This window comes from Olsenella uli (assembly GCF_016899935.1).
Taxonomy (GTDB): Bacteria; Actinomycetota; Coriobacteriia; order Coriobacteriales; family Atopobiaceae; genus Thermophilibacter; species Thermophilibacter uli_B.
This window is the reverse complement of the sequence record NZ_JACJJK010000004.1, coordinates 234029-252102: the sequence shown is the minus strand read 5'-3', so window position 1 is coordinate 252102 and position 18074 is coordinate 234029. Positions and strand designations below refer to the sequence as shown.

Annotated in this window: 22 protein-coding genes; all 22 read right to left on the bottom strand. The window is 69.5% G+C overall.

The genetic code is table 11. The features are described from left to right. Nucleotides 1–99: 99 nt before the first annotated feature. The 22 genes from H6A07_RS05465 to prmC all read right to left on the bottom strand — a co-directional run bounded on the left by H6A07_RS05465 (nucleotide 100) and on the right by prmC (nucleotide 17981). Complete coding sequence (locus H6A07_RS05465) at nucleotides 100–732, bottom strand: HAD family hydrolase (RefSeq protein ID WP_204813916.1); 633 nt, start codon at nucleotides 730–732, stop codon at nucleotides 100–102. Nucleotides 733–816: 84 nt separating this feature from the next. Then, nucleotides 817–1587 (bottom strand): helix-turn-helix domain-containing protein, encoded by a 771-nt coding sequence (locus H6A07_RS10375; protein ID WP_204813915.1) that lies wholly within the window; start codon nucleotides 1585–1587, stop codon nucleotides 817–819. A gap of 3 nt (nucleotides 1588–1590) precedes the next feature. Beyond that, on the bottom strand, nucleotides 1591–1734 hold the full coding sequence (locus H6A07_RS05455; protein WP_204813914.1) for a hypothetical protein: 144 nt from the start codon (nucleotides 1732–1734) through the stop codon (nucleotides 1591–1593). A gap of 10 nt (nucleotides 1735–1744) precedes the next feature. After that, entirely contained in the window at nucleotides 1745–3148 is a 1404-nt protein-coding gene (locus H6A07_RS05450; RefSeq protein ID WP_204813913.1) for a phosphoglucomutase, read from the bottom strand. Then, a complete protein-coding gene (locus tag H6A07_RS05445) occupies nucleotides 3141–4046 on the bottom strand; it encodes a UTP--glucose-1-phosphate uridylyltransferase (RefSeq protein ID WP_204813912.1) in 906 nt (301 codons plus the stop codon). Before H6A07_RS05445 ends, H6A07_RS05450 begins: the two co-directional genes overlap by 8 nt. 132 nt (nucleotides 4047–4178) lie before the next feature. Next, nucleotides 4179–4601, bottom strand: coding sequence for a metal-dependent transcriptional regulator (locus H6A07_RS05440; RefSeq protein ID WP_204813911.1), 423 nt, complete (start codon nucleotides 4599–4601; stop codon nucleotides 4179–4181). Between the two features lie 4 nt (nucleotides 4602–4605). Further along, nucleotides 4606–5880, bottom strand: coding sequence for a UDP-N-acetylglucosamine 1-carboxyvinyltransferase (murA, locus tag H6A07_RS05435; RefSeq protein ID WP_204813910.1), 1275 nt, complete (start codon nucleotides 5878–5880; stop codon nucleotides 4606–4608). 20 nt (nucleotides 5881–5900) lie between these two features. After that, a complete protein-coding gene (gene atpC / locus H6A07_RS05430; protein ID WP_204813909.1) occupies nucleotides 5901–6323 on the bottom strand; it encodes an ATP synthase F1 subunit epsilon in 423 nt (140 codons plus the stop codon). Nucleotides 6324–6327: 4 nt separating this feature from the next. Beyond that, nucleotides 6328–7815, bottom strand: coding sequence for a F0F1 ATP synthase subunit beta (gene atpD / locus H6A07_RS05425; RefSeq protein WP_204813908.1), 1488 nt, complete (start codon nucleotides 7813–7815; stop codon nucleotides 6328–6330). Beyond that, the gene (gene atpG / locus H6A07_RS05420) at nucleotides 7815–8729 is read right to left on the bottom strand and encodes an ATP synthase F1 subunit gamma (protein ID WP_204813907.1); all 915 of its coding nucleotides are present in this window, start codon (nucleotides 8727–8729) and stop codon (nucleotides 7815–7817) included. The genes atpD and atpG overlap by 1 nt, the downstream gene beginning before the upstream one ends. 3 nt (nucleotides 8730–8732) lie before the next feature. Beyond that, nucleotides 8733–10397 (bottom strand): F0F1 ATP synthase subunit alpha, encoded by a 1665-nt coding sequence (gene atpA / locus H6A07_RS05415; protein WP_204813906.1) that lies wholly within the window; start codon nucleotides 10395–10397, stop codon nucleotides 8733–8735. Then, nucleotides 10398–10874: a F0F1 ATP synthase subunit delta gene (locus H6A07_RS05410; RefSeq protein ID WP_204813905.1), complete on the bottom strand. Its 477-nt coding sequence runs from the start codon at nucleotides 10872–10874 to the stop codon at nucleotides 10398–10400. Next, nucleotides 10861–11466, bottom strand: coding sequence for a F0F1 ATP synthase subunit B (gene atpF, locus H6A07_RS05405; protein ID WP_204813904.1), 606 nt, complete (start codon nucleotides 11464–11466; stop codon nucleotides 10861–10863). The genes H6A07_RS05410 and atpF overlap by 14 nt, the downstream gene beginning before the upstream one ends. Nucleotides 11467–11497: 31 nt before the next feature. Next, complete coding sequence (gene atpE, locus H6A07_RS05400) at nucleotides 11498–11701, bottom strand: ATP synthase F0 subunit C (protein ID WP_075278954.1); 204 nt, start codon at nucleotides 11699–11701, stop codon at nucleotides 11498–11500. Between the two features lie 110 nt (nucleotides 11702–11811). Further along, entirely contained in the window at nucleotides 11812–12618 is an 807-nt protein-coding gene (atpB, locus tag H6A07_RS05395) for a F0F1 ATP synthase subunit A (protein ID WP_204813929.1), read from the bottom strand. Between the two features lie 2 nt (nucleotides 12619–12620). After that, nucleotides 12621–12929 carry a hypothetical protein gene (locus H6A07_RS05390; RefSeq protein ID WP_204813903.1) on the bottom strand — a complete coding sequence of 103 codons (309 nt, stop codon included), beginning with the start codon at nucleotides 12927–12929 and terminating at the stop codon, nucleotides 12621–12623. A 64-nt stretch (nucleotides 12930–12993) separates the two neighbouring features. Continuing rightward, nucleotides 12994–13539 carry a hypothetical protein gene (locus H6A07_RS05385; protein ID WP_204813902.1) on the bottom strand — a complete coding sequence of 182 codons (546 nt, stop codon included), beginning with the start codon at nucleotides 13537–13539 and terminating at the stop codon, nucleotides 12994–12996. A 371-nt stretch (nucleotides 13540–13910) separates the two neighbouring features. Continuing rightward, nucleotides 13911–14558, bottom strand: coding sequence for a uracil phosphoribosyltransferase (gene upp / locus H6A07_RS05380; protein WP_204813901.1), 648 nt, complete (start codon nucleotides 14556–14558; stop codon nucleotides 13911–13913). Nucleotides 14559–14603: 45 nt separating this feature from the next. Then, nucleotides 14604–15860, bottom strand: a complete 1257-nt coding sequence (glyA, locus tag H6A07_RS05375; protein ID WP_204813900.1) for a serine hydroxymethyltransferase — start codon at nucleotides 15858–15860, stop codon at nucleotides 14604–14606. Nucleotides 15861–15902: 42 nt separating this feature from the next. Continuing rightward, nucleotides 15903–16376: a ribose 5-phosphate isomerase B gene (rpiB, locus tag H6A07_RS05370; RefSeq protein WP_204813899.1), complete on the bottom strand. Its 474-nt coding sequence runs from the start codon at nucleotides 16374–16376 to the stop codon at nucleotides 15903–15905. A gap of 66 nt (nucleotides 16377–16442) precedes the next feature. Next, entirely contained in the window at nucleotides 16443–17087 is a 645-nt protein-coding gene (locus tag H6A07_RS05365; protein ID WP_204813898.1) for an L-threonylcarbamoyladenylate synthase, read from the bottom strand. Nucleotides 17088–17090: 3 nt separating this feature from the next. Further along, complete coding sequence (gene prmC, locus H6A07_RS05360) at nucleotides 17091–17981, bottom strand: peptide chain release factor N(5)-glutamine methyltransferase (RefSeq protein ID WP_204813897.1); 891 nt, start codon at nucleotides 17979–17981, stop codon at nucleotides 17091–17093. Nucleotides 17982–18074 lie beyond the last annotated feature (93 nt).

The following is an 18074-nucleotide window of genomic DNA, read 5'->3' as shown; positions in this document are numbered from 1 at the left end:
GCGCTGGCCCGTCCGTGCGCGGGGATTAACTATACGCGCCCGGCCCCGATCGGGGCCCGGGAATCGGGGGCTCCACGATTCGCACACATTTGGGGCACTTCAGGTCAGAGCCCACTCGGCGATGAGGAATATGTCCCCCGGTTCGGAGGCCCAGAAGCTCGCGTCCTCCACGGGCTTCTCGCCGCTCCATCCCGCAAAGGCGAACGTGACGCCGGCATTGTGCGCGCATCGCGCGTCGTATTCCGAGTCACCTATATAGATGGTCTCCTCCGGCTTCGCGCCCGTCCGCTCCAGATAGGTCAGCAGCGGAGCCGGGCTCGGCTTGGGCTCCGGGGCGTCCTCCGCGAACACCCGCTCGTCGACGCACTCCTCCAGGCCGAGCGGCACGATCGCGGACTCGTACTCGTCCCTCCTGCGGGAGGTGACGACGCCGACCTGATGTCCCGCCCCCTTCAGGGCCAGAAGGAGGCTCCTCACGCCAGGAAAGGCCTCGGGCTTCTCGCCCCGCGCCACGATGATCTGGTCCCAGCGCTCGAGGGCGCCCGGCCTCCGGATGCCCAGACGCTCGAGCGCGACCTTTCCGGGAATGCCGCATGCGAACGCAAGGTCCTCCAGGTCCTCCTCCTCGCCCGTCTCCTCGAACACGAGGTCCTGGAGCGCCCTCAGCGAGATGCCGTTGGTGTCCGCCAGCGTCCCGTCAACGTCGAATACCACGTGCCTGAACCCTGCCATGGAATCTCCTTCCCTCTCGGCCTCCCTGTCTCTAAGAGCAAGGATGGCAAGACGGCAGGCGCGGGGCCATGGGCATTCGTGCCACTAGGTATCGGGTTCGCGCCACTTTGCGCGGTAGGCGGACGGCGTGACGCCCATCATCTTCTTGAACGCCTGGCCAAACTGCGCCGCAGACGAGAACCCGCAGGCCAGGGCGATGGACTCGACCGTCCGCGAGGTATGGGCGAGCAGCCGGCAGGACTGCCGGACGCGATACTCCCTGACGTAGTGCGCCGGGCCCATGCCCACGTAGTCCCGGAAGGAGCGGAAGCAGTCGCGCACGCTCGTGCAGGCGGCAGCGGCGATGTCGGCCGCCTCTATGGGCTCGGCGTAGTGGTCGTGCACGAAGGAGCGCATCTGCTCGAAGCACAGGTCGCGGTGGGTGGGGTGCTGGGCCGGGGAGGCCTCCATCAGGGGCCTGGCGCGCTCGAGCGCGAGGGCCCAGACGTCCGACAGCGCGGAGCGCAGGCGCAGCTCGTAGGCGGGGTCGTCCTTCTCGCCCAGCTCGAAGGAGCGGCGCACGAGCTCGATGGCGGGTGCGTCCTCCGCGCGGGCCGGGTCCCACGAGATGACCTCCACCTGCCGGGCCTCCACGAGCGGACGGACGAAGCGCCGCGCGATCAGCCCGCCCACGTCCTCGAGCAGCGCGGGGCGGAAGATGTGGCACAGCTGCACCGTCGCGCGCTCCTCGTCCACGGCGCGCGTCATGTGGTACACCCCGGCGTTGACGAAGCCGGCGGACCCCTCGCGAAAGACCAGCCGCTCGCGCAGGGTCCGGTACTCGAGGGCGCCGCTCTCCACGTAGAAGAGCTCCACCTCCTAGTGCCAGTGCCACGTGCATGTCCGGTTTGGGCAGCGGTCGAGCTCGACGTACTCGAGGACGTGGGGCCAGGCCTCGGAGATCTCCTCGATGAGCTCCTCGTGCCCGTCCCGGCGCAGGGTTATGTCATGCGCGACGCGCACGGCGGGCGGCTCAGAGGCCGCGACGGACCAGGGCGCAGGCCGCCTCGAGCAGCGCGTCGCGCTCCTGGGCGGAGGGCGCCTCGGCGTAGACCCTCACCATGGGGCTCGTGCGGGACGGCCGGATGAGCACCCAGGAGTCGTCGTCGAACTGGAGGCGCAGGCCGTCCGCGTGGGACACCTCGACGGGCGCCCTTCTCGCCAGGTCGCAGGGGTTCAGCCCCGGCAGCACGTTGCGGAACGCCTGGCTCGCCGCCGGGTCGAGCCTCAGGTCGCGGCGCGCGTACCACATGGCGCCGATGGAGCCCTCGAGCTCCCGCGCCATCTGCGAGACCGTCTTGCCCGCGCGCGCCAGCATCTCGACGGCGAGCAGGCAGACGAGCAGGCCGTCGCGCTCCCTCAGGTGCGCGGGCACGCAGACGCCGCCGTACTCCTCGACCCCCATGATCACGTCGGGCTCGAGCATCTCCCGGTAGACGCGCGTGAAGCCGACGGGGACCGAGGTGGTCTCGCACCCCAGTCGGCTCGCCTCGCGCTCGATGCACGCCGAGCAGGTCAGCGTCCGCACGACGCGGCCGTGGGCGCCGTGCCCCATCACGAGGTTGCCCAGGACCAGCGGGACGAGGACGCGCGCCGGCAGGAGGTTGCCCGCCTCGTCCACGACCGCCGCCCGGTCGGCGTCGCCGTCCAGCAGCAGCCCGATGTCGGCGCCGTGCGCCACGACCGCCTGCTCGCACGAGTCCGCCCACGGGTCGCGCGGGTCGGGATGGATGCCGCCGAAGTCCTCGCGCGGCTCCACGTGAATCTCGACGACCTCGCACCCGAGGTCGGAGAGCAGGCCCGCGAGGTGGCCCGTGCCCGCGCCGAACATCGCGTCGACCACGACCTTGGGACGCGCGGCCTCGATGGAGGGGCGGTCGACCCAGGCGGCGAGCGAGGCGAGGTAGCCGCTCACGAGGTCAACCTCCTCGAACGCGCCGCGCGCGGCGGTGGGGGCGAGCGAGACGGCCTGCTCGACCTCGTCGAGCAGCTCCGGGGAGATCGGGCCGCCGTCGGCGCCGCGCACGACCACGCCGCCGTACTCGCAGGAGCGCTCGCTCGCCGTCAGGACCACGGCGCCCACGGCCCGCTCGTCGCGGGCACACGTCCAGGCGACGGCCGGGGTCGGGACCGCACGGTCCGACATCTTGACCTCGAGGCCGTACGACGCGAGCACGCCGGAGACGAGCCGGGCGTTCTCCCGCGCGTCGTGGCGCGTGTCAAAGCCCACGTAGACGGTCGCCCCGGGCCACGCGTTGGCCCAGACCAGCCCGAGCGCGTCGGCGATGCGGGCGACGTTCTCCTCCGAGAAGGTGTCGTCGAAGCGGGCGTGCCAGCCGTCGACGCCAAAGCGAAGTATGTCCGCCCTCTTATCCAAGACGAGCGGCGCCCTCCGGGCCGAACGCCTCGAGGAAGGCGTCCCGCTGGGACGGGTCCTCGAGCGCCATCCGGGCGTTGACGGCCGCCCACGCGGCGGGCGTGCCCGTGTCACACCCCTCGGCCGGGTCGACGACGAGCGCGTACATCTCCTCCTCGGCGAGCAGGCGCTCCATGGCGTCGGTCAGCTGAATCTCGTTGCCGGCGCCGGGCTCCTGCGTGGCAAGCAGCTCCATCACGCGCGGCGAGAGCAGGTAGCGCCCGACGATGAACAGGTGCGAGGGGGCATCCTCGGGACGGGGCTTCTCGACCAGGCCCGTCACCTTCCAGACCGCGCCCTCCTGCTCGTCTGCGGCGTCGGTGCCGGGGAGGCAGCCGACGCACTCGCCGGCGATGATGCCGTAGCGGCTCACCTGGTCGGCGGGGACGGGGGCGACGGCGATGACCGAGGCGCCGCCGTGGGCGCGCGAGACCTCCTCCATGCGGACGCACATCTGGCGCCCCGGGACGAAGTAGTCGCCGAGAAGGACGAAGAAGGGCTCCCCGTCGATCTTCTCGGCAGCCTGGAGGACGGCGTGTCCGAGCCCGCGCGCCACGTCCTGGTAGACGAAGGACACCGGCAGCGAGGAGGCCGTGTGAACGCGCTCGGCCTCGGCGGCCTTGCCGCGCTCGCGCAGCATGGACTCGAAGCCCTCGTCTACCGAGAAGTACTGCTCGATCTGGGGCTTCTCGTGGGAGTTGACGATCACGACGCCGTCGACGCCCGCAGGCTCGAGGGCCTCCTCGACGACGTACTGGATGACGGGCTTGTCGATGACGGGGAGCAGCTCCTTGGGGGAGCACTTGGTGGCGGGGAGAAAGCGGGTTCCGAGGCCGGCGGCAGGAATGATTGCCTTCATGGTCTTCCCTTCGGGTCGTGTGTGCGTGCGCTGCCGTCAAATGCCCGGCGGCACTCACAACATACCCCAAGCCCCGCGCTTCATACAGGGCCCGTCCTGTCAGCGGCTGTCGTGCGCCAGTAAGGGGAGGCGCTACTCCGGGACGACGATGCCCTGGCGCTCGAGATAGCTGATCAGGCGACCCATGGTCTCGGCGGAGAGGACGTGCTCCATGAGGCAGGCCTCGGAGTCGGCGGTCTCGGGCTCGACCCCGAGGTCGGACTCCAGGAAGGTGCGCAGGGCGCGGTGGGCGCGCCACACGAGCGCCGCGTACTTCTCGCCCTCCGGCGTGAGCGTGACGCGGCCGTAGCGGCTCTGCTCGACCATGCCCGCCTCCTTGAGCGTGGAGAGAGCCTTGTTGACGCTCGCCTTGGAGACGCCGAGCCGCTCGGCGACGTCGACGGAGCGGACGGAGGCTCCTGCGGCGTCCTCGCGGGAGATGCGGTAGATCGCCTCGAGGTAGTCCTCGCCCGCGCGGCTGAGGGCGTGGTCGTCCCGTCGCTCGGAGTTGCCCATCGTCCTACTCCTCCTCGTCGGGAAGGTCCGTGCGCCTGATGCGCGCGCCGAGCGAGGCGAGCTTCTCGACGAAGCCCTCGTAGCCCCGGTCGATGTGGTGAATCTGGGAGACCGTGGTGATGCCGTCCGCGACGAGGCCCGCCATGACGAGGGCGGCGCCGCCGCGCAGGTCGGGCGACTTCACCTGGGTGCCGGAGAACCCGTCGACGCCGTGGACGATGGCGTGGTGCCCCTCGATCGCGATGTCGGCGCCCATGCGCGTGAGCTCGCTCGCGAGCATGAAGCGGTTCTCGAAGATGTTCTCGGTGATGACGCAGCTCCCCTTGGCGAGGGCGAGCAGCGTCATGGTCTGCGCCTGCATGTCCGTGGGGAAGCCCGGGAAGGGCAGCGTCTGGATGTCCGTGGGGACGAGCGGGCGGTCGCGCCAGGCGCGGCACCAGTTGGTCCCGCGCTCGATCGAGATGCCCATCTGCTCGTACTTCTTGAGCACGAGGCCCAGGTGCAGCGGCGCGAAGCCGCGCACGGTGACCGGCTCGCCCGTGAGGCCGCCGATGGCGAGGAACGTCCCCGCCTCGATGCGGTCCCCCACCACGCGGTGGGTGACCGGGTGGAGCTCGGAGACGCCCTCGATCTCAATCACGGGGGAGCCCGCGCCGGAGATCTTGGCGCCCATCTCGTTGAGGAGGTTGGCGAGGTCGACGATCTCGGGCTCGCGGGCGGCGTTGTCGATCGTGGTGACGCCCTTGGCGAAGACCGAGGCCATCATCAGGTTCTCCGTGGCGCCCACGCTGGCGAAGTTGAGCGTCACCGTGTTGCCGACGAGCCCGTGCGGCGCGCTCGCGTGGATGTTGCCGTGCTTGACCGCAAACTCGACGCCGAGCGCCTCGAGGCCGAGGATGTGCATGTCGATGCTGCGCGCGCCGATGTTGCAGCCGCCCGGCATGGCCACGATCGCGCGGCCGAAGCGCGAGAGCAGCGGGCCGAGGACCGCCGTGGAGGCGCGCATCTGCGCGACCAGGTGATAGGGGGTCTCCCAGGAGTCGACGCCCCCGGTGTCGATCCGGAGCTCGTGCTCGTTGACGACCTCGATCCGGGCGCCGATGTTCTTGAGGACCTTGCCCATCACGTGCACGTCCGCGATGTTGGGGACGTTGGTGAGCGTGGTGACGCCGGGCGCCATGATGGTGGCGGCCATGAGCTTGAGCGCCGAGTTCTTGGCGCCCTCGACGCTCACCTCGCCCGTGATGCGGTGACCGCCCTCGATCTGAATGACTTCCATGCGTCCTCCGTGCTCAGCTGCTACGCGGCGCCCCCCGCCGCATGCTTGAGCAGGAGGTTGCACCACCGGATCTTCTTCTCATAGTATGCCGCACGATGGTCGCCCTCGCCAATCCCGTCGAGGGCCTCAATCGCCTCGTCACGCGTACGGCGCACGACGTCGGGGTCGATGTCGTCGGTGCGGCGGGCGTGGTCGGCGAGAATGATGACGCCGTCGTTGTCGATCTCGGCGTAGCCGCCGGAGACGACGACGTCGTACTCGTGCCCGCCGTCCTCCTGCCGGGTGCGCATGCGCACCACGCCGTCGCCGAGCGCCACGATCTCCGGCGCGTGGCCGGGCCAGATCCCGAGCTCGCCCGCGTAGGTGACGAGCACGAGGTTGGCGACCGGCCCGTCGAAGAGCAGCCGGTCGGGGCGCACGAACTGGCAGTTGAGCTCGGCCATGGGCCTACTCCCCGCCCTTCTCGGCCGACGCCGCCATCTCGGCCGCGCGACGGCGCACGTCGTCGATCGTGCCGGCGAAGCGGAACGCCTGCTCGGGCAGGTCGTCGCACTTGCCGTCGACGATCTCGGCGAAGGAGCGGACGGTGTCCTCGACCGTGACGTAGGTGCCGGGGTTGCCCGTGAACTTCTCGGCCACGTGGAAGGACTGCGAGAGGAACTGCTGGATCTTGCGGGCGCGCGCGACGACGTGCTGCTGCTCCTCGGAGAGCTCGTCCATGCCGAGAATGGCGATGATGTCCTGGAGGTCGGAGTACTCCTGGAGGGTCTCCTGCACGGCGATGGCCACGCGGTAGTGCTCCTCGCCCACGATCGCGGGGTCGAGCGCGGAGCTCGAGCTCGCCAGCGGGTCCACGGCCGGGTAGATGCCCAGGTCCGTGATCGCGCGGGAGAGAACCGTCGTGGCGTCGAGGTGCGTGAACGTGGTGGCCGGCGCCGGGTCGGTGAGGTCGTCGGCGGGGACGTAGACTGCCTGGACCGAGGTGATCGAGCCCTCCTTGGTGGAGGTGATGCGCTCCTGGAGCTCGCCCATCTCGGTGGCCAGCGTGGGCTGGTAGCCAACGGCGGAGGGCATGCGGCCGAGAAGGGCCGAGACCTCGGAGCCCGCCTGGGAGAAGCGGAAGATGTTGTCGATGAACAGGAGCACGTCCTGACCCTGGTCACGGAAGAACTCGGCCGTGGTGAGGCCGGCGAGCGCCACGCGCATGCGGGCTCCGGGCGGCTCGTTCATCTGGCCGTAGACCAGGCAGGTCTTGTCGATGACGCCGGACTCGCTCATCTCGAGGTAGAGGTCGGTGCCCTCGCGGGTGCGCTCGCCGACGCCGGTGAAGACCGAGGTGCCGCCGTGCTGCTGGGCGAGGTTGTTGATGAGCTCCTGGATGAGGACCGTCTTGCCGACGCCCGCGCCGCCGAAGAGACCCGTCTTGCCGCCGCGGACGTAGGGCTCGAGAAGGTCGATGGCCTTGATGCCCGTCTCGAAGATCTCCGTGGTGGTGGTGAGCTCGTCGAAGGCGGGCGCGGGGTGGTGGATCGGGTAGTACTGCACGTCCTCGGGGACCTCGCCGCCGTCGACGGGCTGGCCCATGACGTTCCAGACGCGGCCCAGGGTGGAGGGGCCGACCGGCATCATCATGGGGTGACCGGTGTCGCGGACCTTGAGGCCGCGGGTGAGGCCGTCCGTGGAGGACATGGCCACCGTGCGGACGACGCCGCCCGGCAGCTGCGACTCGACCTCGAGCACCGTGCTCACGTGGCCGACGGGGGTGTCGCCCTCGACGACGAGCGCGGTGTAGATGCCCGGCACCTGGCCGTCGAACTTGACGTCGACGACCGGGCCGACGATGCGGACGATCGAGCCCACGCCGACGGTGCGGTTGAGCTTGTGGTACGCGGCCTCCTCGAGGGCGGTGCGCGTCTCGTGGTTCTTCTCTGCCATCAGTTGTCCTCCAATGCGGAAGCGCCGCCGATGATCTCGTTGAGCTCGGTGGTGATGGAGCCCTGGCGGACTCGGTTGTACGTGCGCTCGAGCGTGCCCAGGACCTCCCGGGCGTTGTCGGTCGCGGACTGCATGGCGCGGCGGCGCGCCCCGTGCTCCGCGGCCGCCGAGTCGAGCAGCGCGTGGAAGATGACCGTGCGGAAGTAGGCGGGCATGAGCTTGCCCAGGACCTCCTCGGCCGAGGGGTCGAAGGCGAAGTCGGTGTAGGCGTGGCCCTCGACCTTGCTGAGCGCCTCGCGCTCGCGCGGCTTGTTGGGCATCGTGAGCTGCTCCTTGGTGATGGGCAGGAGCTGCTCCACCACCTGGGTCTGCTCCACGCGGTTCTTGGCGTGCCAGTAGTAGAGCACGACGCGGTCGATCTCGCCGGTGGCGTAGCCGCGCATCACGTAGGAGGCGATGCGGTCGGCCTCGTCCTGGTTGGGCTCCGAGGAGATGCCGACGAACGACATCACGGGCGCCATCTTGCGGTACGTGAAGTACTCGGTGGGCTTGCGGCCGCACGTGATGACCGAGGACTCGACGCCGCGGGCGCGCAGGCGCCGCATCTCGCTTTCCACGGCGCGCTGCTGCACGATGTTGAAGCCGCCCGCGAGGCCCTTGTCGGAGGCCACGAGGATGAACAGCACGTGCTTCTCCTCCGTGCGCTGCGCGAGGAGCGGCTGGCCGGACGAGAAGCCCGCCTCGGCGACGTTGGCGAGCATGCGCGTGATCGCGTTCTTGTACGGCTCCGCCTCCTCGGCGCGCTGGAGCGCCCGGTGGATCCGCGCTGTGGAGATCATCTCCATCGTGCGCGTGATCTGCATCGTGCTCCGGATGGAGCTCATGCGCCGCTGTATCTCACGAAGGCTGGCCATGGTCTACTTCCCCTGACCGTCCAGCGGCTCGTGGCCGCCCTCGGGCGGCGCGGCGACGGTGTCCTCGGCGGCCTGCTCCACGTCTTCGAGGCGCTTGCGGTTGGGGTGCTCGGCAAGGAAGAGCTTCTTGTAGCGGGCGATGCGGCCGCGCAGGCGCGAGGCCGTGGCGTCGTCGATCTTGCCCTTCATGACCGAGGAGCGCAGCTTGGGGCAGTGCTCGGACATGTACTTGGCGAGCCCGTCGCGGAAGAGCGTCACGTTCTCGAGGTCGATGTCGTCGAGGAAGTCCTCCTTGGCGGCAAAGATCGCGATGACCTGGTCGCGGACGTCGAGCGCCGAGAAGCGCTGCTGCTTGAGCATCTCCATGACGTGGGCGCCGTGGTTGAGCTGGTACTGCGTCGTGGCGTCGAGGTCGGAGCCGAACTGCGAGAAGGCCTGCTTCTCGCGGTAGGCCGCCAGGTCCAGGCGCAGCGTGCCCACGACCTGCTTCATGGCCTTGATCTGGGCGTCGCCGCCCACGCGCGAGACGGAGATGCCCACGTCGACGGCGGGGCGCTGGCCCTGGAAGAAGAGGTTGGACTGCAGGTAGATCTGGCCGTCCGTGATGGAGATCACGTTCGTGGGGATGTAGGCGGAGACGTCGCCCTCCTGCGTCTCGATGATCGGGAGCGCCGTGAGCGAGCCGCCGCCGTTGGCGTCGGAGAGCTTGCAGGCGCGCTCGAGCAAGCGGCTGTGCAGGTAGAAGATGTCGCCGGGGTAGGCCTCGCGTCCGGGCGGACGGTGCAGCGTCAGCGACATCTGACGGTAGGCGACGGCCTGCTTGGAGAGGTCGTCGTAGACCACCAGGACGTGGCCGCCGGGGTGCTCGGCGTCGGCGGGGTTGCCGTGCTCGTCGTTGTACATGAAGTACTCGCCGATCGCGGCGCCGGCCATCGGCGCGATGTACTGCATCGGCGCGGACTCGGCGGCCGTGGCGGAGACGATGACGGTCTTGTCCAGGACGCCGTGCTGCGCGAGCGACTCGCGGATGCCGGCGACCGTGGAGGCCTTCTGGCCGATGGCCACGTAGATGCAGATCATGTCGGTGTCGCGCTGGTTGACGATGGCGTCGATCGCGATGGCCGTCTTGCCCGTCTTGCGGTCGCCGATGATGAGCTCGCGCTGGCCTCGGCCGATGGGCACCATCGCGTCGATGGCGAGAAGCCCCGTCTGGACGGGCTCGCACACCGGCTGACGGTCCATGATGCCAGGGGCCTTGAACTCGATCGGGCGACGGTGGGTGGCGTTGATCGGGCCGAGGCCGTCGATCGGCTGGCCGAGCGGGTTCACCACGCGGCCGAGCATGGCGTGGCCGACCGGGATGTCCATGACGCGCCCGGTGGTGCGGCACTCGTCGCCCTCCTTGATCTCCTCGGCGTCGCCGAAGAGGACCGCGCCCACGTCGTCCTGGTCGAGGTTCTGGACCAGGCCGTAAACGTCGAGGCCGGTGGTAGAGCTCGTGAGCTTGAGCAGCTCGCCGGCCATGGCGGTCTTGAGGCCCGAGATGCGCGCGATGCCGTCGGCGACCTCGGTGACGACCGAGGCCTCCTGGCGGTCGACCGTGGCGTTGATCTGCGCGAGCTCCTCGCGCAGCGTGCTCATGATCTTCTCGGAGCTGATGGTTTCCATTTAGCGTTCCTCGCCTTCGATGAAGGTAGACGAGAGGGTCTTGCGGATGTTGGCCAGCTGGGCACGCACGGAGGCGTCGTAGCGCTTGCCGCGCACCTCGAGCATGATGCCGCCGATGATCGCCGGGTCCACGCGCTCGACGAGGTAGACCGGGGCGTTGAGGTCCTTCTCGGTCTTGGCGCGCACCTTGGTGCGTAGCTCGTCGTCCATGGGCACGGCGGTGGTCACGGTCACGGAGACCGTGGTGTCCTGCGCGTCGAGCAGCTCCTTGTAGTGCTTGGCGACCGCCTCCACGAGGCCGAGGTCGTCCTCGCGCTGCATGGCGGCGAGGGTCTCCAGCACCTCGGGCGTGAACTTCTGGGCGTGCTGCCACTGGACGAGGTCCGCGTTGGCGCGGCCCTCGGAGCGGGCGGCCTCCAGGAGGGCCCGCGTGTACGCCTCGACCTTCTCGGCGTCCACCCGCCTAGCGCTGCTCATCGGGGGTTCCCACTTCCGCGAGGTACTTCTCGGCCAGACGGCGCTGCTCCTCCTCGGAGAGGTCGTTGCCGATGATCTTGCTCGCGATCTCCACGGAGAGATCCACGACGGAGCTGGAGAGCTCGATCATGGCCTTGTGGCGCTCGGAGTCCACGGCGCCGTGGGCCTTGGCGATGATGTCGGCCGCCTCGCGCTGGGCCTTGGCGAGCACCGCGGAGCGGACCTCCTCGGCCTCCTTCTTGGCCTTGGCGACGATGGCGTCGGCCTCGTGGTGCGCCTCGAGGATCTTGGCCTCGTAGCCCTTGGCCTCCTCGGCCGCCTTGACCTTGGAGCGCTCGGCGGCGTCGAGGTCCTCCTGGATCTTCTGCTGGCGCTTCTCCATCATCTCCAGCACCGGCGGCCACACGAGCTTGGCGAGCACGGCGAGGATGACGAGGAAGGCGATGAGCGCGGGGATGAACTCCGCCATCTTGGGAATCAGGATGTCGGGGCCGACCGCCGACTCCTCGGCGAACGCCACGGCGGGCGTCGCGAGGACGGCACCGGCGATGACGCCCGCATGCGCAAGCAGCCTTGTGACAGTGTTCTTCATGCTTGCCTCCACTCGGAAACGTGCGACAGCGCTACTTGACGATGAGGCTGACGACGAAGCCGATGAGGGCGAGGGCCTCGACGAAGGCCGAGCCCAGGATGAAGACCGTGAACAGACGGCCCTGGACCTCAGGCTGACGCGCCATGCCCTGCGCGACGCCACTGGCGGCCAGGCCAATGCCGATGCCCGCGCCGATAACGCCGAGACCATAACCAACGACACCGAGAGCTCCCACTGTTCCTCCTTTGACATTCGCCCCGCTTGAGCCTGTGTGATAGGGGCGAGTTTCAAACCAACGTGCTATTCCTCAGCGGGCGGGCGCCCGCGAGTTGCCGAACTTCTCGCCTACTCCTCCTCGGACTCGGCGATCTGGATGTAGACGGCGGAGAGAAGCGCGAAGACGTAGGCCTGGATGGCGGCCACCATGATCTCCACGACGTAGATGACGAGCAGGATGCCCACCCACAGGACCGACGCGCCCGCCTGCACGGCGGTGGCGACCGAGAAGGCCTGCACCATGGGCTCGAAGAAGAGCGAGGCCAGAATCGCGAAGGTGCCCATGACCACGTGGCCCGCGAAAAGGTTGCAGAAGAGTCGGACGGCGAGGGTGATGAGGCGCAGGATCGTGGAGAAGACCTCGATCAGCCACACGAGGGCGTTGAGCGGGAAGGCCACGCCCGCCGGCGCGAGGCTCTTGGCGTAGCCGAGCGCGCCCTTCTTCTTGATGCCGCACGCGATGAAGTAGACGAACGAGCAGAGCGCGAGCGCGGCGGTGGTGGAGATGGTGCCGGTACCCGGCTTGCAGCCCGGGATGATGCCCACGATGTTGTTGGCGAGCACCACGAGGAAGGTCGTGGCGATGAACGGGAAGTGCCTCTTCCACGAGTCGCCGAGCAGGCCCTTGCACATGTCGTCACGGACGAACTCGACGAGGTACTCCATGCCGTTCACGAAGACGCCCTGCGGCACGAGGCTCGCGGACTGCTTCTTCTTGAAGACGAAGAGCGCGACGAGCATGAGCACGACCGCGACGGCGAACCAGAACGAGTACTGCGTGAAGCCGACGGTGTCGAGCGACCCCGCGATCGGCTGAGACGTGAAGCTCGAAACGAGCTCGTTGACCTCGTCTCCCAGGCTGTCCAGAGGATTCAAGATCATCCTTCCCCTCTATGCGGAGCGTGGCCGTTGGCCGCCCTCCAGCCCCGTATCGCCTCGACGCCCCAGAAGAGCAGGAACGCGGCGACCAGCGCACAACCGAACTCCAAGAAGCCCGCGTTCGTGGCAGTGTACACCACGAGCAGGACGACGGTAAGCGTAAGAAACGACACGGCCACCGCCGCGAGCCCCGCGGCCAGCGAGACCGCGCGGCTCCCCCTCAGAGCCCGCTCGAACAGGACGGCCGGGGCAACGCAGCCCAGCAGGCCAAAGAGCACGCCGGCGACGACGGCAACCTGAGGCTCCAAGCTCCATCGCCTCCCGTCCGAGCGAATCAAGGACACGAGAAGTCTAGCGCGCCCGGCCGTAAGGTCAAGCCGTCTGCCGCTCGACGCCGGATTCATCACAGTCGCGCAACGAAGCGGACATATTGGCGCCGCGAGCGTCGAGCATGAGGTGCAGGCGGTTCATGGCCGCACGAGCGATCGGCTGCGCCACCAGGGCCTCCACGGCGAAGGAGACCGCGAAGTTGCGCGGCCAGCGGAAGAAGAAGTGCTCGACGGGCTCCGGCGAGACGTGCCCCGCCGCGATCCAGGGCGCCGCCACGGTGAGAATGACCGACATCATGCACACGGTGGCGAGGATGTTCACGAGGATGTGCGCGTTGTAGGAGTCGTCCTCCTCCAGGAAGCGCGCCGTGACCCACTCGGCGGGATAGTACGTGGCGAGCACACAGGCGATGACGGCAAGCCAGACGAAGGGCATGGCATGGAGCGCCGCCGCCCACGACTCGAGCGAGAAGCCCATCTCGAAGCAGGTGATCACCGGCGCGATGATGTTGACCGAGATCACCGAGACGATGGCCATGAACAGGCAGAACTCCCGCCTGCCGCGGGGAAGGCGCATGTGGTACTGCAAGTGGGGACTCCTCTCGACGTGCGCGCAACAAAAAAGCGCGAGGCAGGGGCGCCCCGCGCTGAACCGTTATACGCGCGTTTTCTGACGGGGAAAGTATGCCCCATGCGGGGGTCCCGAGGCACGAAATCACCACATTCCCGAGGGGCTGGGGGATGATCCCGCGTTCCGCGAAACGGCGTCCTTGTCGCCCGCGCGTCTAGCAATTGCCGGGGTTGACACGTGAGCTTCTAAGAATTGGGGACCTTGCGCACGTGCGAGGTTCTTCTCGCGCGCAAGGCCCCCATTTTTTAGAAATCTGGCGACAAGGGCGGTGTTTTCTAGAACGCCCTGCGACAAGGACGTCAATTCCCGGAAGCCGCCCCAGCCCCGCCCTACTTGGTGCCGTAGATGCGGTCGCCGGCGTCGCCGAGGCCGGGCAGGATGTAGGCGTGGTCGTTCAGGCAGCGGTCGAGCGCGCAGGTGTAGAGGCGGATGTCCGGGTCAAAGTCCAGCGCGGCGCGCACGCCCTCGGGCGCGGAGACGAGCGTGAGGCAGCGGATGTCGCGCACGCCGGCGTCGCGCAGGAACTGGATGGCCGCCGTGAGCGAGCCGCCCGTGGCGAGCATCGGGTCCACGACGAGGCAGGTGCGGTTCTGGATGTCGTCTGGGAACTTGCAGTAGTACTGGTGCGGCTCGTGGGTCTCGGGGTCGCGGTACATGCCGACGTGGCCCACGCGCGCGGACGGCACGAGCTGGAGCAGGCCGTCGACCATGCCCATGCCCGCGCGCAGGATCGGGATGATGGCGACCTTCTTGCCCGCGAGGCGCTTGCACGTGGTGGTCTCGAGCGGGGTCTCCACCTCGACGTCCTCGAGCGGGAAGTCGCGCATGGCCTCGTAGCCCTCGAAGATCGCGAGCTCGTTCACCAGCTCGCGGAACTGCTTGGTCGAGGTGTCCTTGTCGCGCAGGATGTGGAGCTTGTGCTGGACGAGCGGGTGGTCGATGACCGTGAACCGGGTGGGGTCGAACGCTTCTGCCATGGCTGCTTCCTTTCGCAAAGTTGCTAAAAAGGGGTCTGACCCCTTTTAGGCAAGTTCGGGGTAGAGGGGGTGGGCGTCAAGGAGCTCGCGGACCTCGAAGGAGACGCGGTCGAGGACGTCCTCGGAGCCCAGGTTGGTCACGACGTCGCCGATGAGCTCGCCGACGCGCTCGCACTCGCGCTCGGAGAAGCCGCGCGTGGTGACGGCCGCCGAGCCCACGCGGATGCCGCTCGTGACGAACGGCGAGCGAACCTCGCCGGGAATCGTGTTCTTGTTGACCGTGATCCCCACGCCGTCGAGCGCGCGCTCGGCGTCGCGGCCGGTGACGTCGCCGGCGGCCGTGAGGTCGACGAGCAGCAGGTGGTTGTCCGTGCCGCCGGAGACCAGGCGCAGGCCGCGCGACTCCATGCCGCGCCCGAGCGCGCGGGCGTTGGCGAGAATCGCGTCCGTGTAGTCGGCGAACTCCGGCGCGAGCGCCTCGCCGAAGGCCACGGCCTTGCCGGCGATCACGTGCTCGAGCGGGCCGCCCTGGCTGCCGGGGAAGACGGCGGAGTCGACCTTCTTGGCGAGGTCGGGGTCGTTGCAGAGGATGAGGCCGCCGCGCGGGCCGCGCAGGGTCTTGTGCGTGGTCGAGGTCACCACGTCCGCGTGCGGCACGGGACTGGGGTGGCGACCGGTGGCCACAAGGCCGGCGATGTGGGCCATGTCCACCATGAGGTAGGCGCCCACGGCGTGCGCGATCTCGGCGAAGCGCTCGAAGTCGATGATGCGCGGGTAGGCCGAGGCGCCGGCGATGATGACCTTGGGGCGCGCCTCGCGGGCGAGCGCCTCCACGGCGTCCATGTCGATCCGCTCGGTCTGGGCGTCCACGCCGTAGGAGACGATGTGGTAGAGCTTGCCGGAGAAGTTGGCCGGCGAGCCGTGCGTGAGGTGGCCGCCGTTGTCGAGCGCCATGCCCATGACGGTGTCACCGGGGGCGGCCAGCGCCGCGAGGGCGGCGTAGTTGGCCTGGGCGCCGGAGTGCGGCTGCACGTTGACGAAGCCCGCGCCGAAGAGCCTCTTGGCGCGCTCGCGGGCGAGGTCCTCGACCACGTCGACGGCCCAGCAGCCGCCGTAGTAGCGCTTTCCGGGCAGGCCCTCGGCGTACTTGTTGGTGAGGGGGGACCCAACGGCCTCCATCACCGCCAGAGAGACGAAGTTCTCCGACGCGATGAGCTCGATCGAGGAGCGCTGGCGACGCAGCTCGTCCCCCACTGCGGCGAAGACTTCCGGATCGGACGCGCTCAGGTGCTCGTAGGTCATGGGGCCTCCTTCTCGTTTCGCCCCGAGGGGCGCGTGACGGCGCTACATCCCAGAGTCGAGCGGGACGCCCGCGAAGGCCGGGTCGTCCTCGCGCATCATCTTGGCGACGCGGCCGGCATGGCGGCCGCCCTCGAACTCCGTGGAGAGAAAGGCGTCGAGGATCGCCTCGTTGTCCTCGAGCGAGACGAAGCGGCCCGAGAGCCCGATGACGTTGGCGTCGTTGTGTTCGCGGCAGAGCCGGGCGAACTCGACGGTCTGGATGGGGCACGCGCGGACGCCGGCGACCTTGTCGGCGGTCATCGCGATGCCGATGCCGGTCCCGCAGATGAGGACGCCCCGGTCGGCCTCGCCGCGCGCGACGAGACGGGCGACCCGGTCGGCGAAGTCGGGGTAGTCGCAGCGGTCGTCGGTCGCGGGGCCGCAGTTGATCACCTCGTGGCCCCGGGAGCGCAGGTAGTCCGCGAGGGGGTCCTTCTGGACGAAGCCCGCATGGTCTGACGCGATGGCGATGCGCATGGAATCTCCTCCTGGCCGGGGCTGCAGGGCACACGCACTAGGGTACCACGCGCGCGGGGCGCGACCTCAGCGCGCGGCGAGAAGAACCTCGGCCTCGGTGAGCGCCCCGGCGCGCAGGACGCGCGGCTCGCCGCCGGTGGCATCCACAATCGTGGAGGCGACGCCGACCGGCGCCGCGCCCGCGTCGACCACGAGGTCGACGGCGGCCGCGATGACGGGGTCCAGCCCGGCGGCGTCGACGGCGGCGGGCCGGCCGTGCGCGTTGGCGCTCGTCTGGGCGAGCGGCGCGCCGACCGCCCGCACGACGGCACGGTCCAGCTCGGAGTCCGGCACGCGCAGGGCGACGGTGGGGCCGTCGGGCGACGGCTGGGCGTACTCGGGCGGCACGGCATCCGACGCGCGCACCACGATCGTGAGGGCGCCCGGCCACAGGCGCTCGGCGAGACGCAGCGCCCACGCGGGCACGTCCCGGCCGTAGCGGGCGAGGTCGTCCGCATCGGAAACGAACCACGGCAGGGTCTGCGCGCGGTCGCGGCGCTTGACGTCAAAGATGCGCCCGTGGGCGGGGTTGCCCGCCGTGGCGGCGCAGCAGATGCCGTAGACGGAGTCGGTGGGCAGCACGACGACGCCCCCGTCGCGCAGCACGGCCGCGACGCGCGACACCGCGCCGGGCTCGGGGGACGACTGGCTGGCGAGAAGAACGGATCCCATGGCTCAGGCCTCCCTTACGGCGACCAGGACGCGCGGACGGTGCGTGAGGTCCTCGCGGACCTCGACCGACGCCCAGTCGTCGCGCTCGCGCACGAGGCCCGCGGCGGCGTCGAGGGCGCCCTCGAAGAGCTCGACCGCGAGCATGCCGCCGGGCGCCAGGGCCTCGGGCGCGAGGTCGAGCAGGCGACGGAAGACGTCCAGCCCGTCCGAGCCGCCATCGAGCGCGAGCTCGGGCTCGAAGTCGCGGACCTCGGCCGGGACCTCGTCGGCCAGCACGCGCGTGGGGATGTAGGGCGGGTTGGAGACGAGCACCGAGAACGTGCCCATGAGCTTGGGGTCGACGCCCGAGGCGAGGTCGCACTCCACGACGTCGACGGCATCGTCGAGCCCGAGCGCCTCGCGGTTGCGGGTCGCGAGCTCGATGGCCCGCGGCGAAAGGTCGGTCGCCGTCACGAGCGTCCCGGGGCGCTCCGAGGCGATCGAGAGGGCGATGCAGCCCGTCCCCGTGCCCACCTCGAGCACGCGCACGTCCCCCTCGCCCGCCGCCGCGTCCACGCCCTCGAGTGCCGCGTCGACCAGCACCTCGGTCTCGGGTCGCGGGATGAGCACGCCGCGCTCGCAGCGCAGTACGATGTGGCGGAAGGGCATCTCGCCGGTCACGTACTGCAGCGGCTCGCCGGCCGCCCGCCGCTCGATGGCGGCGTGCATCTCGTTGAGCTCACCCGGCTGGAGCGGGCGGTCAAAGTTGACGTAGAGCTCCACGCGCGTGAGCCCCGTGACGGCGGCGAGCAGCCACTCGGCGGAGAGGCGCGGGTGCTCGTCCCCCCTGCGCCCGAGGTAGCCGCTCGTCCAGTCGAGGACGCGCTTGATGGTCCAGGGCTCCTGTTGCGGCATCTTCTCCTCCCGCCTTCCGTCGTTCACTGCATCATAGCCTCGCCGCAGGGCGTCGCGGCGCGCGGGCATCGTGCAAAACTGCCTCTCGTGCTA